This is a genomic window from Nocardia kruczakiae NBRC 101016, assembly GCF_001612965.1.
Lineage (GTDB): Bacteria > Actinomycetota > Actinomycetes > Mycobacteriales > Mycobacteriaceae > Nocardia > Nocardia kruczakiae.
The window spans coordinates 36,075-54,833 of record NZ_BDBL01000041.1; the positions used below are offsets into that span (position 1 = coordinate 36,075).

The 18,759-nt window shown below is 68.8% G+C and carries 19 protein-coding genes and 1 tRNA gene; 16 read left to right on the forward strand and 4 right to left on the reverse strand.

Annotated elements, in window-relative coordinates:
* Nucleotides 1–35: 35 nt before the first annotated feature.
* Complete coding sequence (thiE, locus tag NK1_RS26395) at nucleotides 36–740, reverse strand: thiamine phosphate synthase (protein ID WP_063012956.1); 705 nt, start codon at nucleotides 738–740, stop codon at nucleotides 36–38.
* A 147-nt stretch (nucleotides 741–887) separates the two neighbouring features.
* On the opposite strand from thiE, the gene thiO reads away from it, so the two are divergent.
* From thiO to NK1_RS26425, 6 genes are all read left to right on the forward strand, one after another.
* Nucleotides 888–1,982, forward strand: coding sequence for a glycine oxidase ThiO (gene thiO, locus NK1_RS26400; RefSeq protein ID WP_063012957.1), 1,095 nt, complete (start codon nucleotides 888–890; stop codon nucleotides 1,980–1,982).
* Nucleotides 1,979–2,215: a sulfur carrier protein ThiS gene (gene thiS / locus NK1_RS26405; RefSeq protein ID WP_063012958.1), complete on the forward strand. Its 237-nt coding sequence runs from the start codon at nucleotides 1,979–1,981 to the stop codon at nucleotides 2,213–2,215. The genes thiO and thiS overlap by 4 nt, the downstream gene beginning before the upstream one ends.
* A gap of 73 nt (nucleotides 2,216–2,288) precedes the next feature.
* Nucleotides 2,289–2,993, forward strand: a complete 705-nt coding sequence (locus NK1_RS26410) for a thiazole synthase (protein WP_245660833.1) — start codon at nucleotides 2,289–2,291, stop codon at nucleotides 2,991–2,993.
* Nucleotides 2,994–3,126: 133 nt separating this feature from the next.
* Nucleotides 3,127–4,092, forward strand: a complete 966-nt coding sequence (locus tag NK1_RS26415) for an ABC transporter ATP-binding protein (RefSeq protein WP_063012960.1) — start codon at nucleotides 3,127–3,129, stop codon at nucleotides 4,090–4,092.
* The gene (locus NK1_RS26420) at nucleotides 4,092–4,850 is read left to right on the forward strand and encodes an ABC transporter permease (protein WP_063012961.1); all 759 of its coding nucleotides are present in this window, start codon (nucleotides 4,092–4,094) and stop codon (nucleotides 4,848–4,850) included. Before NK1_RS26415 ends, NK1_RS26420 begins: the two co-directional genes overlap by 1 nt.
* 537 nt (nucleotides 4,851–5,387) lie before the next feature.
* The gene (locus tag NK1_RS26425; RefSeq protein ID WP_310399934.1) at nucleotides 5,388–6,197 is read left to right on the forward strand and encodes an adenylate/guanylate cyclase domain-containing protein; all 810 of its coding nucleotides are present in this window, start codon (nucleotides 5,388–5,390) and stop codon (nucleotides 6,195–6,197) included.
* Between the two features lie 12 nt (nucleotides 6,198–6,209).
* Here NK1_RS26425 and NK1_RS35140 read toward each other — a convergent pair whose 3' ends face one another.
* Nucleotides 6,210–6,362 (reverse strand): CG2302 family histidine operon protein, encoded by a 153-nt coding sequence (locus tag NK1_RS35140; protein WP_167354309.1) that lies wholly within the window; start codon nucleotides 6,360–6,362, stop codon nucleotides 6,210–6,212.
* A gap of 266 nt (nucleotides 6,363–6,628) precedes the next feature.
* Here NK1_RS35140 and NK1_RS26430 point away from each other — a divergent pair, with 266 nt between their 5' ends.
* The 9 genes from NK1_RS26430 (at nucleotide 6,629) to NK1_RS26470 (ending at nucleotide 16,230) form a co-directional block, all read left to right on the forward strand.
* Nucleotides 6,629–8,344 carry an acyclic terpene utilization AtuA family protein gene (locus NK1_RS26430; RefSeq protein WP_063012962.1) on the forward strand — a complete coding sequence of 572 codons (1,716 nt, stop codon included), beginning with the start codon at nucleotides 6,629–6,631 and terminating at the stop codon, nucleotides 8,342–8,344.
* Entirely contained in the window at nucleotides 8,341–9,492 is a 1,152-nt protein-coding gene (locus NK1_RS26435; protein WP_374726637.1) for an acyl-CoA dehydrogenase family protein, read from the forward strand. The genes NK1_RS26430 and NK1_RS26435 overlap by 4 nt, the downstream gene beginning before the upstream one ends.
* On the forward strand, nucleotides 9,489–11,093 hold the full coding sequence (locus NK1_RS26440; RefSeq protein ID WP_063012965.1) for an acyl-CoA carboxylase subunit beta: 1,605 nt from the start codon (nucleotides 9,489–9,491) through the stop codon (nucleotides 11,091–11,093). The genes NK1_RS26435 and NK1_RS26440 overlap by 4 nt, the downstream gene beginning before the upstream one ends.
* Before the next feature lie 8 nt (nucleotides 11,094–11,101).
* Nucleotides 11,102–13,123, forward strand: coding sequence for an acetyl/propionyl/methylcrotonyl-CoA carboxylase subunit alpha (locus NK1_RS26445; RefSeq protein ID WP_063012968.1), 2,022 nt, complete (start codon nucleotides 11,102–11,104; stop codon nucleotides 13,121–13,123).
* Nucleotides 13,124–13,146: 23 nt separating this feature from the next.
* Complete coding sequence (locus tag NK1_RS26450; RefSeq protein ID WP_063001166.1) at nucleotides 13,147–14,307, forward strand: acyl-CoA dehydrogenase family protein; 1,161 nt, start codon at nucleotides 13,147–13,149, stop codon at nucleotides 14,305–14,307.
* A 104-nt stretch (nucleotides 14,308–14,411) separates the two neighbouring features.
* The gene (locus tag NK1_RS26455) at nucleotides 14,412–15,212 is read left to right on the forward strand and encodes an enoyl-CoA hydratase family protein (RefSeq protein ID WP_063013030.1); all 801 of its coding nucleotides are present in this window, start codon (nucleotides 14,412–14,414) and stop codon (nucleotides 15,210–15,212) included.
* Nucleotides 15,213–15,219: 7 nt separating this feature from the next.
* Nucleotides 15,220–15,834, forward strand: coding sequence for a TetR/AcrR family transcriptional regulator (locus tag NK1_RS26460; RefSeq protein WP_036506355.1), 615 nt, complete (start codon nucleotides 15,220–15,222; stop codon nucleotides 15,832–15,834).
* 101 nt (nucleotides 15,835–15,935) lie between these two features.
* Nucleotides 15,936–16,073 carry a hypothetical protein gene (locus tag NK1_RS26465; RefSeq protein ID WP_157104452.1) on the forward strand — a complete coding sequence of 46 codons (138 nt, stop codon included), beginning with the start codon at nucleotides 15,936–15,938 and terminating at the stop codon, nucleotides 16,071–16,073.
* Nucleotides 16,074–16,157: 84 nt separating this feature from the next.
* A tRNA-Glu gene (locus NK1_RS26470) sits at nucleotides 16,158–16,230 on the forward strand.
* Between the two features lie 46 nt (nucleotides 16,231–16,276).
* Here the strand turns inward: NK1_RS26470 and NK1_RS26475 are convergent.
* Nucleotides 16,277–17,533: a bifunctional glycosyltransferase family 2/GtrA family protein gene (locus tag NK1_RS26475; RefSeq protein WP_245660835.1), complete on the reverse strand. Its 1,257-nt coding sequence runs from the start codon at nucleotides 17,531–17,533 to the stop codon at nucleotides 16,277–16,279.
* A gap of 88 nt (nucleotides 17,534–17,621) precedes the next feature.
* Nucleotides 17,622–18,467 (reverse strand): bifunctional hydroxymethylpyrimidine kinase/phosphomethylpyrimidine kinase, encoded by an 846-nt coding sequence (thiD, locus tag NK1_RS26480; protein ID WP_063012974.1) that lies wholly within the window; start codon nucleotides 18,465–18,467, stop codon nucleotides 17,622–17,624.
* Between the two features lie 147 nt (nucleotides 18,468–18,614).
* Here thiD and NK1_RS35145 point away from each other — a divergent pair, with 147 nt between their 5' ends.
* A complete protein-coding gene (locus tag NK1_RS35145; RefSeq protein ID WP_086007310.1) occupies nucleotides 18,615–18,752 on the forward strand; it encodes a hypothetical protein in 138 nt (45 codons plus the stop codon).
* Nucleotides 18,753–18,759: the final 7 nt, after the last annotated feature.

An 18,759-nucleotide genomic window follows, 5' to 3' on the forward strand; every position in this document is an offset into this window, starting at 1 on the left:
AATAGCCGTGTCCTCCCCATGTGAACGGCTGTGGATCAGTTCGCCGCGTTCTCCAGCAACCGCTGTTTGAGTTCGCGGGCGGCGGCCTGCGGGTCGCGCGCCGCGGTGATGGCACGCACCACGACCACCCGGTCGGCGCCGGCCGCGAGCACCTCCGGCAGGCGATCGCGGTCGATCCCGCCGATCGCGAACCACGGCCGGGTCGGATGCGACTCCGCGGTCGAGCGCACCAACTCGAGCCCCGCCGCGGTGCGGCCCGGTTTGGTCGGCGTATTCCACACCGGCCCGGTGCAGAAGTAGTCGATGTGCTCGTCGACGACCGCGAGCCCGGCCTGGTTGCGATTGTGGGTGGACCGGCCGATCACCACATCCGGCCCGACGATCCGGCGGGCGTACCAGGGCGGCAGATCGCCCTGGCCCAGATGCAGCACATCGGCGCCGGCGGCCAGCGCGATATCGGCGCGATCGTTGACCGCGACGAGCGCGCCGTGGCGGCGGGCCGCGGCCTTCAGTTCGGCCAGCGCGCCGAGTTCGGCGCCGGCCTCGAGCGGCCCGAACTTCGCCTCGCCGGCCGAACCCTTGTCGCGCAGCTGGATGATGTCGACACCACCGGAGAGCGCCGCTTCGGCGAATGCGGCCAGATCACCGGTATCGCGCCGGGCGTCGGTGCACAGGTAGAGCCGGGCCGAGGCCAGGCGTTCGCGCGGTGCCATCGGGCGTTGCGGTTGGGACGGTTGCACGGCTTCGACCGTAGCCGCGCTACCGTGGAGAGGCGAAACAAGAGGGCATTCCCGCAGCGATGGCGGCCGCGCGGGAACGCCGATTTCCCGGTGCCGGCCTGGCACGGCACGGTCCGTGCGAGTCCGGGACCCGAGCGAGGTGGAGTGATGCGAAGTCTGGCCGTCGTGGGTGGGGGTGTGATCGGTCTGGCGGTGGCCCGGCGGGCCGCCGAACAGGGCTGGTCGGTGACGATTCTCGATCCCGGTGTGGGCTCCGGCGCGTCCTGGGTCGCGGGCGGCATGCTCGCTCCTCTCTCGGAGGGCTGGCCCGGTGAGGACGACCTGCTCGAATTCGGCGCGGCATCGCTGCGGCGCTGGCCGGAATTCGGCGCCCGGCTGCGGGAGGCCACCGGGGTGGACGTCTTCGTGGCCCGGCAGACCCTCACCCTCGCACTGGACGCGGCCGATGCCGCCGACCTGCGCACGATCGCCGACTTCTGCGCCACCCACGGATACGCGATGCGCGTGCTCGACCGGGCCGGGGTCCGCGCGACCGAGGCCGGGCTCTCGCGCACCGTCCGGGCCGGTCTGCTGGCCGTGGACGAGCCCGCGGTGGACAATCGCCTGCTGCTCGCGGCCCTGCGCCGGGGATGTGAACAGGCCGGTGTGCACATCGATCCCACGCCCGTCACGGCTGTGGACGAACTCGGCCACGACCGGATCGTGCTGGCCGCGGGGTCGGCCAGCGCGCGGCTGTGGGAGCTGCCGGTACGCCCGGTCAAGGGCGAGATCCTGCGGTTGCGCCGGCGCCCGGGCACCCCGCCGCCGCCGTCCTCGGTGATCCGCGCGCGGGTGCACGGCCGGCCGGTCTATCTGGTCCCGCGCGCCGACGGCCTGGTGGTCGGCGCCACCCAGTACGAGGCCGGATTCGACACCACCGTGACCGTGGCCGGGGTCCGTGATCTGATCGCGGACGCGGAAGCGGTGTGGCCCGCCCTCGGCGAATACGAACTGGCTGAGGCCGCCGCGGGCGGACGTCCCGGCACCCCCGACAATCTGCCGCTGATCGGATGGCTCTCGGATCGGGTGATCGCCGCCACCGGGCACGGGCGCAACGGCATCCTCGGCGTACCGATCACCGTCGATGCGGTGGCGGCGCTGCTGGCAGACGACGTCCTCGCCGAGGCGAAGGCCGCCGACCCACACCGGTTCGCCACCGCCGAAACCGCTACTCCCGCATCATCATCAGGAGGTAACCAGTGACCGCGCAACCGAGTTCCGCGTCCCCATCGATTCCCGTCGGCGTCACGGTGAACGGCACCGAGCACGTCTTCGCGGAGCCGCTCACCGTCCGGGAACTGCTCGAGCGCCTGGAACTGCCGTGCCGCGGCGTGGCCCTGGCGGTGGACGGTTCACTGTTCCCGAAGTCGCGGTGGGACGAGCCGGTCGGCCGGGGCTGGGAGATCGAGGTCCTGACGGCGGTGCAGGGTGGCTGACATTCCGGGCACAGACTCGCGGCCGGTCGAGCCGCTGCGGATCGCCGATCGCGAATTCGGCTCCCGGCTGATCATGGGCACCGGCGGCGCGGAGAACCTGGCGGTGCTCGAGGAGGCGCTGGTCGCCTCCGGTACCGAATTGACCACGGTCGCCATGCGCCGTATCGACGCCGCGGGCGGAACGGGCGTGCTCGATCTGCTCAAACGCCTCGATATCGCCCCGCTGCCCAATACCGCCGGTTGCCGCACCGCGGCCGAGGCGGTCCTCACCGCACAGCTGGCGCGCGAGGCACTGGATACCGAGTGGGTGAAACTCGAGGTCATCGCCGACGAACGCACCCTGCTGCCGGATGCCATCGAATTGGTCGCGGCCGCAGAGCAATTGGTCGACGACGGCTTCGTGGTGCTGCCCTACACCACCGACGATCCGGTCCTCGCGCGCCGCTTGGAGGATGCCGGTTGTGCCGCGGTCATGCCGCTCGGTTCGCCGATCGGTACCGGGCTGGGCATCGGCAATCCGCACAATATAGAGATGATCGTCGAGGCCGCCGGGGTTCCGGTCGTGCTGGACGCGGGAATCGGCACGGCGAGCGACGCCGCGCTGGCGATGGAACTGGGCTGTTCGGCCGTCCTGCTGGCCACCGCCGTCACCCGGGCCCGGCATCCGGCCCGGATGGCGACGGCGATGGCCGCCGCGGTGCAGGCCGGTCACCTGGCCCGCCACGCCGGGCGCATCCCCAAGCGGTTCTGGGCCCAGGCTTCCTCCCCCGCGGTGTGAACACGGGGATGTCCCCAGGTCGCGGCTGGGTGAGCCCACCGGGACCCTAGGGGTCCCCTCATCCTCGAGGATGACCGGACTCGCGACCTGTGAGCGATGGTCGCGTGCCCTTTTCTCGGGGAGACTGGTGCCCATGATCGAATGCAGAGGTCTTACCAAGCGCTTCGGTGCGACCGTTGCCGTCGAGAACCTGTCGTTCACGGTCACACCCGGCAAGGTGACGGGGTTTTTGGGCCCGAACGGCGCCGGTAAGTCGACCACCATGCGGATGATCCTCGGCCTGGATCAGCCCACGGCCGGAACGGCGGTCATCCAGGGCAAGCGCTACCGCGAGCTGGATCACCCGTTGCGCGCGGTCGGTGCCCTGCTGGACGCCAAGTGGGTCCATCCCAACCGGTCGGCGCGCTCGCATCTGCGCTGGATGGCCGCCGCCAACGACATTCCGGCCGGCCGGGTGGAAGAGGTGCTGCGGTTGGTGGGCCTCACCGAGGTCGCCGACAAGAAGGCCGGCGGATTCTCGCTCGGCATGTCGCAGCGGCTCGGCCTGGCCGGGGCGCTGCTCGGCGATCCGCCAGTGCTGCTGTTCGACGAACCGGTCAATGGACTGGACCCCGAGGGCATTCTGTGGATCCGGCGGTTCATGCAGCGGCTGGCCGCCGAGGGGCGCACCGTGCTGGTGTCGAGCCATCTGCTGTCGGAAATGGCGCAGACCGCCGACCATCTGGTCGTGATCGGGCGCGGCAGGCTGATCGCCGACACCGACACCAAGGACTTCATCGCGAAATCGTCGGAATCGACCGTGCGGGTGCGTAGTCCGCAACTGGACGAGCTGCGCAGCCTGCTCACCTCGAACGGGATGACCGTGCGCGAGGACGGCAGCGCGGCCGACCGGGAAGGACCGGCCGACACCGCTCCCGCGCTGGTGGTGGTCGGGGAAACCAGCGACGCCATCGGCAAATTGGCGGGCGCGAACAGCATCACCCTGTATGAGCTTGCGCCGCAACAGGCTTCGCTCGAGGAGGCGTTCATGCGGATGACCGGAGGTGCGGTGCAGTACCACGGTGAGGGTGTCGAGCAGGCGATGGGAGGTGCGCTCTGATGGGTATCGTCGCCGCGGAGCGGATCAAACTCACCTCCACCCGGTCACCGTGGTGGTGTTCGGCGATCGTCGTGGCGCTGGGCCTGGGCCTGGCCGCCCTGATCGCGGGCGTCTCGCGGGCCAGCATGGGCCACGAGAACGAATCGACGCTGACCACGGCCGGCGCCATGGTCGGTGTCTCCGGGTTCGGCGTCATGGTTCTGATGATCATGGCCGCCCTCACCGTGACCAGTGAATATCGCTTCGGCATCATCCGGACCACCTTCCAGGCGACCCCGAACCGATCCCTGGTCCTCACCACCAAGGCCCTCCTGACCGGCGCCTACGCGGCGGTGCTGACCTTCGTGCTGGGTCTGCTGGCCTATCTCATCGCGAAACCGCTGGCCGGCGACGCCGGCCGGCAGATGAGCCTGAACTCCGACGCCGATTGGCGCGCGCTCTACGGACTGGCGATCTACGCCTTCCTGGCGGTGATCCTGTCGGTCGGCGTCGGCGCCCTGGTGCGGCAGTCGGCCGCGGCGATCTCGCTGATCGTGTTGTGGCCCTTGCTGATCGAGACGCTGCTCGGTAGTTTCGGTAGCTTCGGCCGCAGCGTGCAGCCGTTCCTGCCCTTCGCCAACATCAACCGGTTCCTCGGGGAGGGCACCTCCGCGGCGCACTGGCACTGGGGGCCGTGGGGCGGAATGGTCTACTTCATCGTCTTCGTGGCGGTCGTCTTCGGCGCCGCGCTGATCGTGGTCGACCGCCGCGACGCCTGATCCACAACCTGATACCTGCCCGTTCCCGGGCGCTCACCCTCGCGAAGCCCGGGAGCGGGAGGGCGGTCCTGTCGGGGGACTGCTATCCCGGTCACAGCCGCCACTGCCCGGCGAATGTGACGATCACCGGCCCGATGTGCAGCCGTTTCGTGCTGTGCATCGGGCCGGTGTGCTGTGTGCAAAGCCTTCGTTAACAGCCCCGCTGGACCTTCCGTGTGGAAGAGCCGGTGGGTAACATCGGCCGGGCAACCAACACGTTATCCATCGGCGGACCCAGCGCGGTGCCCGCTCCGTCCGATAGAGAGGTGGCAGGTGGCGATTATTGGCTACGCTCGGGATGTGAGCGAAAGACCTTCCGGCGACGGCGAAAACGCGTCCCGCGCGGCCCGTCCCGGAGATGCGCGAAACCGCACCGGCGGTTCGGGGTCGCGTCGCAACGGCACCGCCGGTAGGCGCGAATCCGGTGTCGATTCCGGGCTGGATCCGGATGTCGAGATCGTGATTCCGCTCACGCCGGCCGACGAGGCCGAATCTCGTCTGCGCTCGTTCGGCCGGCGCCGATCCGACCAGCTGTCCTCGCTGATGGCCGCGGCCAATCAGCGCGCCGACGTGATCGGCGTGATTCGCAAGGCGCGCGAGAGCCTGCCCGGCGATCCGGCATTCGGCGACCCGCTGTCGCTGTCCGGGCCCGGCGGTGCGCGGGCGGTGGCGCGCGCGGCCGACAAGATCGTGGGCGACAATCCCAGCGCGGCCAAGGAGCTCGGTCTGGGCGCGCTGCAGGTCTGGCAGGCCATGCTGGAGCGCGTCGGCCGGGGGAAGGGCAGTGCGGAGATCACGGTGGTGTTCACCGACCTCGTGGCGTTCTCGCGATGGTCGCTGTCGGCCGGTGACGAGGCGACGCTGGAGTTGTTGCGGCGGGTGGCGCGAGCCATCGAACCGCCGATCGTCGATCGGGGTGGTCAGGTCGTCAAGCGCATGGGCGACGGGGTGATGGCGGTTTTCGCCTCCCCGGACAGTGCGGTGCGTGCGGTGCTGACCGCGAAGAAGAATCTGGACCGGGTCGAGGTGGCGGGATATCGGCCGCGTATGCGGGCGGGTCTGCACACAGGGACGCCGCGCGAGATCGGCGGCGACTGGCTGGGCGTGGACGTCACCATCGCCGCCCGGGTGATGGAGGCCGGCGGCAACGGCAACACGATGATCTCGGAGACCACTCTCGAAGCGCTGGAACCGAGCACGCTGAAGGAACTCGAGGTCGCGGCCAAGCCCTATCGGCGCAGTATGTTCGCCGCCCCGCTCAACGGCGTTCCGGAGGGGATGCGCATCTTCCGCCTCGCCGGAGACTAGGCGCTGGGCGGTCTACCACCAGGTGACCACGCCGACGACCGCGAGGACCGCGCAGACGCCCAGCATCACCGACAGCGCCCGGGAGTTCTTCCACATGGTGAAGGCGCCGCCGACCAGAAATCCGGCCACGGCCAGCAGGAGTACGACGATCACGGAATTGGACACCCTGCCATCTTGCCCGGCGGCCCGAGACCACCGGACACCGGCCGGTTCCCCCGGTTCGCGATGGCGGCCGGGTGGGCCGGTGGACCGGTTCGCGGGTGCTCGATCGGCCTGTTCGGGCGGGTCGAGGCCCGGCGCGCCGCTTCTACCTGCGCCTTCGACAATTAACAAGCACGCAGGCTTGATTTTTTCTGCACCCGATGTGAACCTGGAACCCGACGCAGCACAGCCGCTGCGGCAGGCACGTCGCATGAGGAGGCGCCGCGCAGATGACGAGTCTCGGCGCCGACCCGGAGGTCCTCCGGATCGGCAACTGTTCCGGCTTCTACGGCGACCGGTTGAGCGCGATGCGCGAGATGCTCGAGGGCGGGCAACTCGACGTGCTCACCGGTGACTATCTCGCCGAACTGACCATGCTGATCCTCGGCCGCGACCGGATGAAGGATCCGGCCCTCGGCTATGCCAAGACCTTCGTCCGGCAACTCGAGGACTGCCTCGGCCTGGCGCTCGAACGCGGCGTGCGCATCGTCGCGAACGCGGGCGGACTCAATCCGGCCGGATTGGCGCAGCGGATCGCCGAGGTGGCCGAAAAGCTCGGCCTCACACCGAGGATCGCCTATGTCGAAGGAGACGACCTGCTCCCGCGCGCCCAGGAATTGGGCTTGGGCGCACCGCTGACGGCCAACGCCTACCTGGGTGCCTGGGGTATCGCCGAGGCGTTGAACGCCGGGGCCGATATCGTCGTCACCGGCCGGGTCACCGACGCCTCTGTGGTCGTCGGACCGGCGGCAGCCCACTTCGGCTGGGCCCGAGACGATTTCGACGCATTGGCGGGTGCGGTGGTCGCCGGGCACGTCATCGAATGCGGCACCCAGGCCACCGGCGGCAACTTCGCGTTCTTCACCGAGATCGAGAATCTCGACCGTCCCGGCTTCCCGATCGCCGAGGTCCGCCGCGACGGCAGCAGCGTCGTCACCAAACACGCGAACACCGGTGGCGCGGTCACCGTCGACACCGTCGAAGCGCAGCTGATGTACGAGATCCAGAGCGCGCGCTACGCCGGACCCGATGTCACCGCCCGCCTCGACAGCATCCGGCTCGCCGCCGACGGTGAAGACCGGGTGCTGATCAGCGGCGTGACCGGTGAGGCGCCGCCGCCGCAATTGAAGGTCTCGCTGAACACCCTGGGCGGCTTCCGCAACGAGATGACCTTCGTGCTGACCGGTCTCGACATCGAGGCCAAAGCCGCACTGGCACAGCGGCAATTGGAGAGCTGGCTGCCGGTGCGCCCGGCCGAACTGGACTGGTCGCTGTCGCGGCTGGACCGCCCCGACGCCGAGACCGAGGAGCAGGCCAGCGCCCTGCTCCGCTGCGTGGTCCGCGACCCCGATCCCAACAAGGTGGGACGCGCATTCTCCAGTGTCGCCGTCGAATTGGCGCTGGCCAGCTATCCCGGCTTCACCATGACCACGCCGCCCGGAAACGGTGCTCCGTACGGCGTCTACACCGCGGGCTATGTCGACGCGGCCGAGGTCGCGCACACCGCGGTACTTCCCGACGGAACGCGCGTGCCGATCGCCCCGCCCGCGCGGACTCGGGAGCTGGACGAGGTGGCCGAACCCGAGCTGCCGCAACCCGTGCCGGCGAGTGAAACACGCCGTGCCCCATTAGGTTCCATCGCTCTGGCCCGCAGCGGCGACAAGGGTGGAAACGCCAATATCGGGGTCTGGGTACGCACCGACGACCAGTGGCGCTGGCTGGTGCACACCCTCACCGTCGACACGTTGCGGGCGCTGCTGCCCGAGACCGCGAAGCTCACCGTCACCCGGCACGTGCTGCCGAACCTGCGGGCGGTCAACTTCATCGTCGAGGACCTGCTCGGCCTCGGCGTCGCCTACCAGGCCCGATTCGATCCGCAAGCAAAGGGACTCGGCGAATGGCTGCGGTCCCGCCACATCGACATACCCGTGGAGTTACTACCGTGAGCAGTGTCTGGGATACGCCCGAGCGGCGTGAATTACGCACGACCGTCCGAGGTTTCGCCGAGCGCGAGGTGCTGCCCTATCTGGACGAATGGGAGCGTGCCGGTGAGATTCCCCGTGAACTGCACAAGAAGGCCGGTGCGCTCGGGCTGCTCGGCATCCAGTTCCCGGAAGCGGTCGGCGGTGCGGGCGGAGACGGGATCGACGCCGCCATCGTGGCCGAGGAGATGCACTACGCCGGCTGCTCGGGCGGACTGTTCGCCTCCCTGTTCACCTGCGGTATCGCGGTGCCGCACATGGCCGCGTCGGGCAACTCGGAACTGATCGACCGCTGGGTGAAGCCCACCCTGGCGGGGGAGAAGATCGGCTCACTGGCCATCACCGAACCCGGTGGCGGCTCCGACGTCGGCCACCTCACCACGAGCGCCGTGCGCGACGGCGACGACTACGTGGTCAACGGCGCGAAGACCTTCATCACCTCCGGGGTGCGCGCCGACTACGTGGTGACCGCCGTGCGCACGGGTGGCCCCGGCGCCGCCGGTGTGTCGCTGCTGTTGGTGGAAAAGGACCGGCCGGGATTCACGGTCAGCCGCAAACTGGAGAAGATGGGCTGGCTGGCCTCCGATACCGCCGAACTGTCCTATGTCGATGTGCGGGTCCCGGTGTCGAATCTGGTGGGCGCCGAGAACTCCGGATTCGCCCAGATCGCACAGGCTTTCGTCAGCGAGCGGGTGGGGCTGGCGGTGCAGGCCTACGGGCATGCGCAGCGCTGCCTGGATCTGACCCTGCGGTGGTGCCGTGACCGCGAGACCTTCGGCCGCCCGCTGATCAGCCGGCAGGCCGTGCAGAACACGCTGTCGGAGATGGCTCGCCGCATCGACGTCGCCCGTGTGTACACCCGGCACGTGGCCGAACGCGCGGCGGACGGGGAAACCGATCTGATCGCCGAGGTGTGCTTCGCCAAGAACACCGCGGTGGAGACCGCGGAATGGGTTGCCCACCAGGCGGTTCAGTTGTTCGGCGGCCTGGGTTACATGCGCGAATCCGAGGTGGAGCGCCACTACCGCGATGTGCGCATCCTCGGCATCGGCGGCGGCACCAACGAAATCCTGACCAGCCTCGCGGCCAAGCGATTGGGGTACCAATCTTGAGCACTCTCCGTACAGCCATCGACCCGAATTCGGCGGACTACCGCACCGCCGCCGACGCCATGACCGAGAAACTGGCCGAGGTCGAGGCCGAATACGCCAAGAACATCGCGGGCGGCGGCCCGGACAAGATGGCGCGCCACCGCAAGCGCGGCAAGCTCACCGCGCGCGAGCGCATCGAACTGCTCATCGACGAGGATTCGCCGTTCCTGGAACTGGCACCGCTGGCCGCCTGGGGCAGCGAATTCCACGTGGGGGCCTCGGTGATCGCGGGCATCGGCATCGTCGAGGGCGTCGAATGCATGATCGTGGCCCCCGATCCGACCGTGCGCGGTGGCACGTCGAATCCGTGGACGCTGCGCAAGAACCTGCGCATGAACGACATCGCGCTGGAGAACCGGCTCCCGGTGATCGGCCTGGTGGAATCCGGCGGTGCCGACCTGCCGACGCAGAAGGAGGTGTTCGTCCCGGGCGGTCGCATGTTCCGCGACCTCACCAGACTCTCCGCGGCCGGAATTCCCACCATCGCACTGGTTTTCGGTAACTCCACCGCCGGTGGCGCCTACATTCCCGGCATGTCCGACTACACCGTCATGATCAAGGAGCGCTCCAAGGTGTTCCTCGGCGGTCCGCCGCTGGTCAAGATGGCGACGGGTGAGGAGTCCGACGACGAATCGCTCGGCGGCGCCGAGATGCACGCCCGCACATCGGGTCTGGCCGACTATCTCGCCGCAGACGAACAGGACGCCATCCGGATCGGCCGGTCCATCGTGCGGCGGCTGAACTGGCGCAAGACCGGACCCGCCCCGCGTCCGCGCGCCGAGGTGATCGAACCGCTCTACGATTCCGAGGAACTGCTCGGCATCGTGCCCACCGATCTGAAGATTCCGTTCGACCCGCGCGAGGTCATCGCCCGGGTGGTGGACGGCTCCGATTTCGACGAGTTCAAACCGCTCTACGGTTCCAGCCTGGTGACCGGCTGGGCGGAGCTGCACGGCTATCCGGTCGGCATTCTCGCCAACGCCCGCGGCGTGCTGTTCTCCGAGGAGGCGCAGAAGGCCGCGCAGTTCATCCAGCTGGCCAACCAGTCGAACACCCCACTGCTGTTCCTGCACAACACCACCGGTTACATGGTCGGTAAGGAGTACGAGCAGAAGGGCATCATCAAGCACGGCGCGATGATGATCAACGCGGTCTCCAATTCGAAGGTGCCGCACATCTCGCTGCTGATGGGCGCCTCTTACGGGGCCGGGCACTACGGCATGTGCGGGCGCGCCTACGATCCGCGTTTCGTCTTCGCCTGGCCCAGTGCCAAATCCGCGGTGATGGGCGGTGCGCAGCTGGCGGGCGTGATCTCGATCGTGGGCCGGGCCGCCGCCGAGGCGCGCGGCCAGGCGTTCGACGAGGAAGCAGACAAGGGCATGCGCGCGATGATCGAGGCCCAGATCGAGGCCGAATCGCTGCCCATGTTCATGTCGGGCCGGCTCTACGACGACGGTGTGATCGACCCCCGCGACACCCGCACGGTATTGGGAATGGCGTTGTCGGCCATCCACAATGCCCCGATCAAGGGCGCCGAGGGCTTCGGCGTCTTCCGGATGTGAGGTCTGAGATGACAGTAGGGCCGATCACGAACGTTCTGGTCGCCAACCGCGGGGAGATCGCCCGCCGCGTGTTCGCGACCTGCCGGCGCATGGGCATTGCCACGACCGCGGTGTATTCCGACGCGGATGCGCACGCACCGCATGTGGCCGAGGCCGATGCGGCGATCCGGCTGCCCGGCAACACTCCCGGCGAGACCTATCTGCGCGGCGATCTGATCATCGAGGCCGCCCACGCCGCGGGCGCCGACGCGATTCATCCGGGGTACGGATTCCTCTCCGAGAACGCGGAATTCGCTCGCCGGGTGATCGAGTCCGGCTTGGCGTGGGTGGGCCCGCCGGTCGCGGCCATCGAACAGATGGGTTCGAAGGTCGAATCCAAGAAGATGATGGACGCCGCGGGCGTCCCGGTGCTGGCCGAACTCGATCCGGCCGAGGTCACCGAGGACCTGCTGCCCGTGCTGATCAAGGCCTCCGCCGGTGGTGGCGGGCGCGGTATGCGGGTGGTGCGCTCGCTGGCGGAGCTGCCGGATCAGCTCGAGGCGGCCCGGCGCGAGGCGGAATCGGCCTTCGGCGATCCGACGGTGTTCTGTGAGCGCTACCTGGAAACCGGCCGCCACATCGAGGTGCAGGTGATGGCCGATACCCACGGCCGGGTCTGGGCGGTGGGCGAGCGTGAATGTTCGATTCAGCGCCGGCATCAGAAGGTGGTCGAGGAAGCGCCGTCGCCGCTGGTCGAGCGGATCGCCCCCATGCGGGCGCGGTTGTTCGAGGCGGCCCGGCTCGCCGCCGAGGCGATCGGCTACGAGGGCGCGGGCACGGTCGAATTCCTCGCCGACGAACAGGGCGATTTCTTCTTCCTGGAGATGAACACCCGCCTGCAGGTGGAACATCCGGTCACCGAATGCACCACCGGCCTCGATCTGGTCCGGCTGCAACTGCAGGTGGCGCAGGGCTACCGGCTGCCGCAGGAGCCGCCGCCGATGCGCGGGCACTCCATCGAGGTGCGGTTGTACGCGGAGGATCCGGCACACGACTGGCAGCCGCAGAGCGGCGCGGTGCATCGCATCGAATTCGCCTCGGGCACGGCCGAATTCACCGTCCTGACCGAGCCCGGTCTACGGCTCGACTCCGGTGTGGTGGACGGCTCGGCGGTCGGGGTGTTCTACGACCCGATGCTGGCCAAGGTCATCTCCTACGCCGACACCCGCGAGGAGGCGGCGCATCTGCTGGCGACGGCGTTGCAGCGGGCCCGCATCCACGGCCTGGTCACCAACCGCGATCTGCTGGTGCGGGTGCTGCGGCATCCGGCCTTTCTCGCCGGCGATACCGATACCGCGTTCTTCGCCACCCACGGCCTGGAAAATCTTGCCGCGCCGCTGGTTTCACCCGGCGACGAGGCACTGTCCATCGTCGCCGCGGCACTGGCGGACGCGGCCGCCAACCGAGCGCGAGCGCGCGTCGGCGCGGCGCTGCCCAGCGGCTGGCGCAATCTGCCCTCACAGGGGCAGAGCAAGTCCTACGAGAGCCGGGTGTCGGGAACGCACGAGGTGCGATACCGCCTCACCCGCTCCGGACTCGAGGTCGAGGGTCACGAGGGGCTCGAACTGATCGAGGCCACACCGGATGTCGTGGTTCTCGGTGTGCCCGGGGAGCGTGGCTCGGTGCGGCGGCGGTTCGAGGTCGCGCGCTACGGCGATCTGGTGGCGGTCGATTCGCCGCTCGGCCCGGTCGCGGTGCGCAGGCTTCCGCGTTTCTCGGACCCGGCCGACCAGGTCGCGGAGGGGTCGTTGCTGGCGCCGATGCCGGGTTCGGTGATCCGGCTGGGCGCCGAGGTCGGCGCCGCCGTCGAGAAGGGGCAGCCGATTCTCTGGCTCGAGGCCATGAAGATGGAGCACACCATCGCCGCCCCGGCGGCCGGAGTGCTGACCGAACTGAATGTGGTTGCGGGACAACAGGTCGACGTCGGCGCCGTACTGGCGGTCGTCCATGCCGAAGCCACCGCGGCACCGGCCGAAGCCACCGCCGAATAGCGGCCCACTACAGGAGAATGTCCATGAGTTTCATCGAAACCGACGAACAGAAGCAGCTGCGGGCGGCCGTCGCCAAGCTCGCCGCGAAGTACAACTACCGCGACTACGTCTCCGCGAAGGCGCGCCGCAACGAGCCGCTGGACGAATTGTGGGACGAGGCGGGCAAACTCGGCTTCCTCGGCGTGAACCTGCCGGAAGAGTACGGCGGCGGTGGCGCCGGAATCTACGAACTGGCGCTGGTGATGGAGGAACTGGCCGCCCAGGGCGCGGGCCTGCTGCTGATGGTGGTCTCGCCCGCGATCTGCGGCACCATCATCACCAAATACGGCACCGAGGAGCAGAAGCAATACTGGCTGACCCGGCTGGCCGACGGCTCGTCGAAGATGGTGTTCGGCATCACCGAACCCGACGCCGGCTCCAACTCGCACAACATCACGACCACCGCGCGCCGCGACGGTGGCGACTGGATCCTCAACGGCCGCAAGATCTTCATCTCCGGTGTGGATCAGGCCGAGGCGGTGCTGATCGTCTCGCGCACCGAGGATTCCAAGACCGGCAAGTTGAAGCCGGCGCTGTTCATCGTCCCGACCGATACTCCCGGCTTCGAGAAGAACCGCCAGGAGATGGACATCATCGAACCGGACAACCAGTTCACGCTGTTCCTCGACGATGTGCGCCTGCCCGGCAGCGCTCTGGTGGGCCAGGAGGACGCCGCGATCGCGCAGCTGTTCGCCGGCCTCAATCCCGAGCGCATCATGGGTGCGGCGATGGCGGTCGGCATGGGCCGCTACGCCATCGACCGGGCGGTCGAATACGCCCGGGAACGGCAGGTCTGGAAGACGCCGATCGCGGCGCACCAGGGCATCTCGCATCCGCTGGCCCAGGTGAAGATCGAACTCGAACTCGCCAAGCTGATGATGCAGAAGGCCGCCGTCCTCTACGATTCCGGCGACGACTTCGGTGCCGCGGAGGCCGCCAATATGGCGAAATACGCTGCGGCGGAGGCGAGTATCAAGGCCCTGGATCAGTCCATCCAGACCCACGGTGGTTCGGGCCTGACCGCGGACATCGGTCTGGCGGGCATGCTGGGCGCGGCGCGGATCGCGCGAGTGGCTCCGGTGAGCCGGGAAATGATCCTGAACTTCGTCTCCCAGCACTCGCTGGGGCTGCCGAAGTCGTACTGAGCGGCGACCGGCCGGGCCGCCTATGCGCGGCCCGGTCGGGGGACACCCACCCGAACCGGACGAGGAGGAATGCACACGTGAGCGATACCACCGAAACCACGGGCATCGAAACCACCGGCACCGAAACCACCGGCACCGAAACACCTTTCGTGCGGTACGACCTGCGCGACGGCTTCGCGGTGCTCACGCTGGATTCACCACACAATCGGAATGCGTTGTCCTCGAAGCTGGTTCGCGAACTGCTCGACGGACTGCGCAAGGCGGGCGCCGACGAACGGGCCCGCGGGGTGATCCTGACCCACACCGGCAACACGTTCTGCGCCGGCGCGGACCTCAAGGAAGCGCTCGACGCCGATCCGGCCGCGGCCGCCGACATCCGCACCCGGTGGATGATCGATGTGCTGCGCGGCATCGTGGAACTGCACAAACCGGTGCTCGCGCAGATCGACGGCAATGTGCGCGCGGGCGGCATGGGCATCGTCGGCGCCTGCGATATCGCGGTCGCCGGGCCGTCGAGCAGTTTCGCGCTCACCGAGGCGCGGTTGGGCCTGGCGCCGTTCATGATCTCTCTCACGCTGCTGCCGCGGCTGACCTCCCGGGCCGCCGCACGTTACTACCAGACCGGCGAAACCTTCGACGCGGCCGAGGCCGAGCGCATCGGGTTGATCACCGTCGCCGCCGACGACGCCGCCGCCGAGGTCGCCCGGCTGTGCGGCGAACTGCGCAAGGGGTCCCCGCAGGGCCTGGCCGAAAGTAAGCGGCTGGTGAACGCGTCCCTCGTCGCCGAATTCGATCGCACCGCCGATGAGCTGGCCAAACGCTCCGGCAGTTTCTTCGGCACGCCCGAGGTGATCGAGGGGATGACGGCCTTCTTCCAGCGCCGCCCACCCAGCTGGGCAGAATGAACCGATCATGACCGCATCGCACGAACCCAAGCAGGACCGCAGCCGGGCCACCCGTCAGCGATTGCTCGAGGCCACCATCGACTGTCTGGCCGATATGGGCTGGGCGGCGGCCACTGTCGCGGTGGTCGCCGAACGGGCCGGGGTCTCGCGCGGGGCGGCTCAGCATCATTTCCCCACCCGGGAGGATCTGATCACCGCCGCCCTCGAGTACATGTTCGACGCCCGGATGGCCCAGTCCAAGGCGGAGGCGGCGGCCGTGACCGGGGTGGCGCAGGGCGTCGGCCGCACCGAGGCGGTGGTGGCGCAGCTGGTCGAGTCCTATACGACTCCGCTGTTCAAGGCGGCGCTGCAGGTGTGGACACATGCCGCGGCGGATCCGGTGTTGCGCGAACGCATCGTGCCCCTCGAGGCGCACTTCGGCCGGGTCTCCCATCGCCTGGCCGTCGAGGCGCTCGGCGTCGACGACTCCGACCCGGTCGCCCATCACCTGGTGCAGGCCACCCTCGACATGGCCCGCGGCCTGGGGCTGGCCGACGTCCTGACCGACGACTCGGTGCGCCGCAAGCAGATCGTGCACCAGTGGGCGGTGACCCTGCATATGGGACTGCACACGCCGCACTGACATCACGCCCGCCGGTGGGAACAGCGCCGATTCGAAGGGCCCTGGGCTGCGCTAGCGTGATCCGGCACATTCATCACATATCGAGCGAGGGGAAATCGATCATGGATTCGGGTTCTGCGGCAGCTCTGGAAGGTATCCGGCAGGGATATCTCAACGGCGATCCGGTGGCGACCGCACTGTTCATCCCACTGTTCTTCATCGCCGGAATCTTCGGCCTCATCCAGGGGCGGCCTTTCTGAGACCGCGAATGTGAGCACCCGATTTGGTGCCGTCGCCCGGGACCGATAAGCTGACCGGGCTCCGGTTGCCGGAGCGCAGTTCTCGGCCCCGTCGTCTAGCGGCCTAGGACGCCGCCCTCTCAAGGCGGTAGCGCGGGTTCAAATCCCGTCGGGGCTACAACACACAATGCCCGCCCTCTTCAGGGCGGGCATTGTCGTTTCGGTCACCGCGTTTCCGCCGAGGCCGGCGCCGTCGCGATGTCCTCGACGCCGCTGCCGGCGACCGCGTTGCGAAAGACCCAGCGCAACCCCACGAATCGGGTCAGCGTCGCCACCAGATTCGCGACCACCAGCACCAGCAGTTCCACGTGCACGGACGCGTCCGGCGCCCACCGGTGCAGCGCGAACAGCGAACCACTGGTCAGCAGCCACGCGAAGGCGAAGATCAGCAAGCCCTGGAAGTGGTGGGAGACCGCGTTGCCCGAACCGCGCACGCCGAAGGTGAAGGCGCGGTTCGCCGCGGTGTTGGCGACCGCGGTGATCAGCAGGGCGGCGAAGTTCGCGGGTTGGGCGCCGACCACCGACTGCAACATCACGTACAGGAGCATGTACGCCAGCGTGGAGAGCACACCGATGATGCCGAAGCGCACCAGCTGGCCCACCATGCCCAGCGGCACCCCGTCCACCAGCGGTTCCCGCCCGATGGCGGCGCGCAGTTCGTTGATCGGCAGGGCGCCGGTGGCCAGGCCGCGGCCCACCCGCCACACGCCGAGCAGATCCTTGCGGGCGGTGTCGACGATGTCGACGCGGCTGTCCGGATCGTCGATCCAGTCCACCGGCACCTCGTGGATGCGCAGTCCGGCGCGTTCGGCGATCACCAGCAGTTCGGTGTCGAAGAACCATTCCCCGTCCTGGACCAACGGCAGGATCCGGCGGGCCACATCGGTGCGCATCGCTTTGAATCCGCACTGGGCGTCGGAGAACCGGGCCTGCAGCGAGGCCCGCAGGATCAGGTTGTAGCAGCGGGAGATGATCTCGCGTTTGGGGCCGCGCACCACGCGTGAGGATTTCGCCAGCCGGGTACCGATCGCCAGATCGGAATGTCCGGAGACCAGCGGGGCCACCAGCGGCAGCAGGGCGTTGAGATCGGTGGACAGGTCGACGTCCATATACGCGACGACCTGCGCGTCGGAGGCCTCCCACACCGCGCGCAGCGCGCGCCCGCGGCCCTTGCGGTCGAGGTGGACGACCTCGACCTCGGGCAGCTCCGCGGCGAGTTCGTGCGCCACGGCGAGGGTGGAATCGGTGGATGCGTTGTCCGCCACCGTGATTCGGGTCGAGAACGGAAAACCGTCACGCAGGAACGCGTGCAGCCGGCGGACGCATCCGGCGAGATCGCGCTCCTCGTTGTACACAGGGATCACGACCTCGAGCACCGCTGTGCGCGTCGAGTCGGGGGTGGTGGCCGCCTGGAACGCCATCGCTGTCTCGGTCATGATCCCAATTTCGGGTATCAGCCTTGGGTAGCGCTGCGCCCGACCTGTGAGCTTCCTGGGAGCGCCCGCCAGGTCAGCTTCCGTGCAAGCGCCACAGCGGCGACACCGGTCCGTGCCCGGCGCCGAGATCGTAGGACGCCTCCAGGCAGCGCGTGGTCCATTCCTTGGCGAAGGCCACCGCCTCGGGCACCGGGTAGCCGTGTGCCAGGGCGCAGGCGGAGGCGGCGGCCAGGGTGTCGCCGCCGCCGTGATCGTTGCCGGTCGTGATGCGGGGTGCGGTGAGTTCGTGGAAGCGGTCGCCGTCGAACAGCAGATCGGTGCTGAATTCGGAGGAGCGCAGGTGACCGCCCTTGACGACGGCCCAGCGCGGGCCGAGTGCGATCAGCGCCTCGGCGGCCTTGCGAGCGCTGCGGTCGTCGGTCACGGCGATGCCGGTGAGCAGCCGCACCTCGTCCAGATTCGGGGTCACCAGCGTGGCGCGCGGAATGAGAACCGAGCGCAGAGCGTCCAGGGCTTCCGCGTGCAGCAGCGGGTCGCCGTGCATCGAAGCCGCCACCGGGTCGACTACCAAGGGCACTGTGCCGTCGCGTCCGATACCGACCTCGTCGCAGACCCCGGCCACCGCCTCGATGATCGCGGTCGAGGCCAGCATGCCGGTCTTGGCCGCCGTGACCCCGATATCGCCGGTCACCACCCGCACCTGATCGGCGACGGTCTGCGGCGGAATCTCGTGAAAACCGCTGACCCCGACCGAGTTCTGCACGGTCACCGCGGCCACCGCCACGCAGGCATGGACGCCGAGCAGTGCCATGGTGCGCGAATCGGCCTGAATTCCGGCCCCACCCCCGGAGTCGGTTCCGGCGATCGTCAGCACCCGGACCGGCGTAGTACCCGGTTCCGGCAGCGGCAGCAGTTTCACGAGACAGACCCTACGACGCGCCGGCCCGCGACCGCAGCATGGTCATCCACGCGGACGTGCCGATCGCGCATTCCGCCGATGCGGGAGGCCGGGCGCGTACGGTCGAGCCAACAGGGTCATTCGAATCCTGCCGAACAAAGGACCCTCATGTCCGATAAATCTCCGCGCAGCACCATGTCCAAGAAGTCCGGCAAGTCGCTGAAGGAGAAGCGAGCGGAGAAGAAGGCCAAGGACGTCACCCCCTCGGGTGTCGAGACCACAGTCCAGGGGAAGAAGCAGCGATAGGGCGCCC

Coding starts and splice junctions, on each gene's coding strand:
- thiO (WP_063012957.1), top strand. CDS start 888: ATGCGAAGTCTGGCCGTCGTGGGTGGGGGTGTGATCGGTCTGGCGGTG.
- NK1_RS26410 (WP_245660833.1), top strand. CDS start 2,289: ATGGGCACCGGCGGCGCGGAGAACCTGGCGGTGCTCGAGGAGGCGCTG.
- NK1_RS26415 (WP_063012960.1), top strand. CDS start 3,127: ATGATCGAATGCAGAGGTCTTACCAAGCGCTTCGGTGCGACCGTTGCC.
- NK1_RS26420 (WP_063012961.1), top strand. CDS start 4,092: ATGGGTATCGTCGCCGCGGAGCGGATCAAACTCACCTCCACCCGGTCA.
- NK1_RS26430 (WP_063012962.1), top strand. CDS start 6,629: ATGACGAGTCTCGGCGCCGACCCGGAGGTCCTCCGGATCGGCAACTGT.
- NK1_RS26445 (WP_063012968.1), top strand. CDS start 11,102: ATGACAGTAGGGCCGATCACGAACGTTCTGGTCGCCAACCGCGGGGAG.
- NK1_RS26450 (WP_063001166.1), top strand. CDS start 13,147: ATGAGTTTCATCGAAACCGACGAACAGAAGCAGCTGCGGGCGGCCGTC.
- NK1_RS26460 (WP_036506355.1), top strand. CDS start 15,220: ATGACCGCATCGCACGAACCCAAGCAGGACCGCAGCCGGGCCACCCGT.
- NK1_RS26465 (WP_157104452.1), top strand. CDS start 15,936: ATGGATTCGGGTTCTGCGGCAGCTCTGGAAGGTATCCGGCAGGGATAT.
- NK1_RS26475 (WP_245660835.1), bottom strand. CDS start 17,533: ATGGCGTTCCAGGCGGCCACCACCCCCGACTCGACGCGCACAGCGGTG.
- NK1_RS35145 (WP_086007310.1), top strand. CDS start 18,615: ATGTCCGATAAATCTCCGCGCAGCACCATGTCCAAGAAGTCCGGCAAG.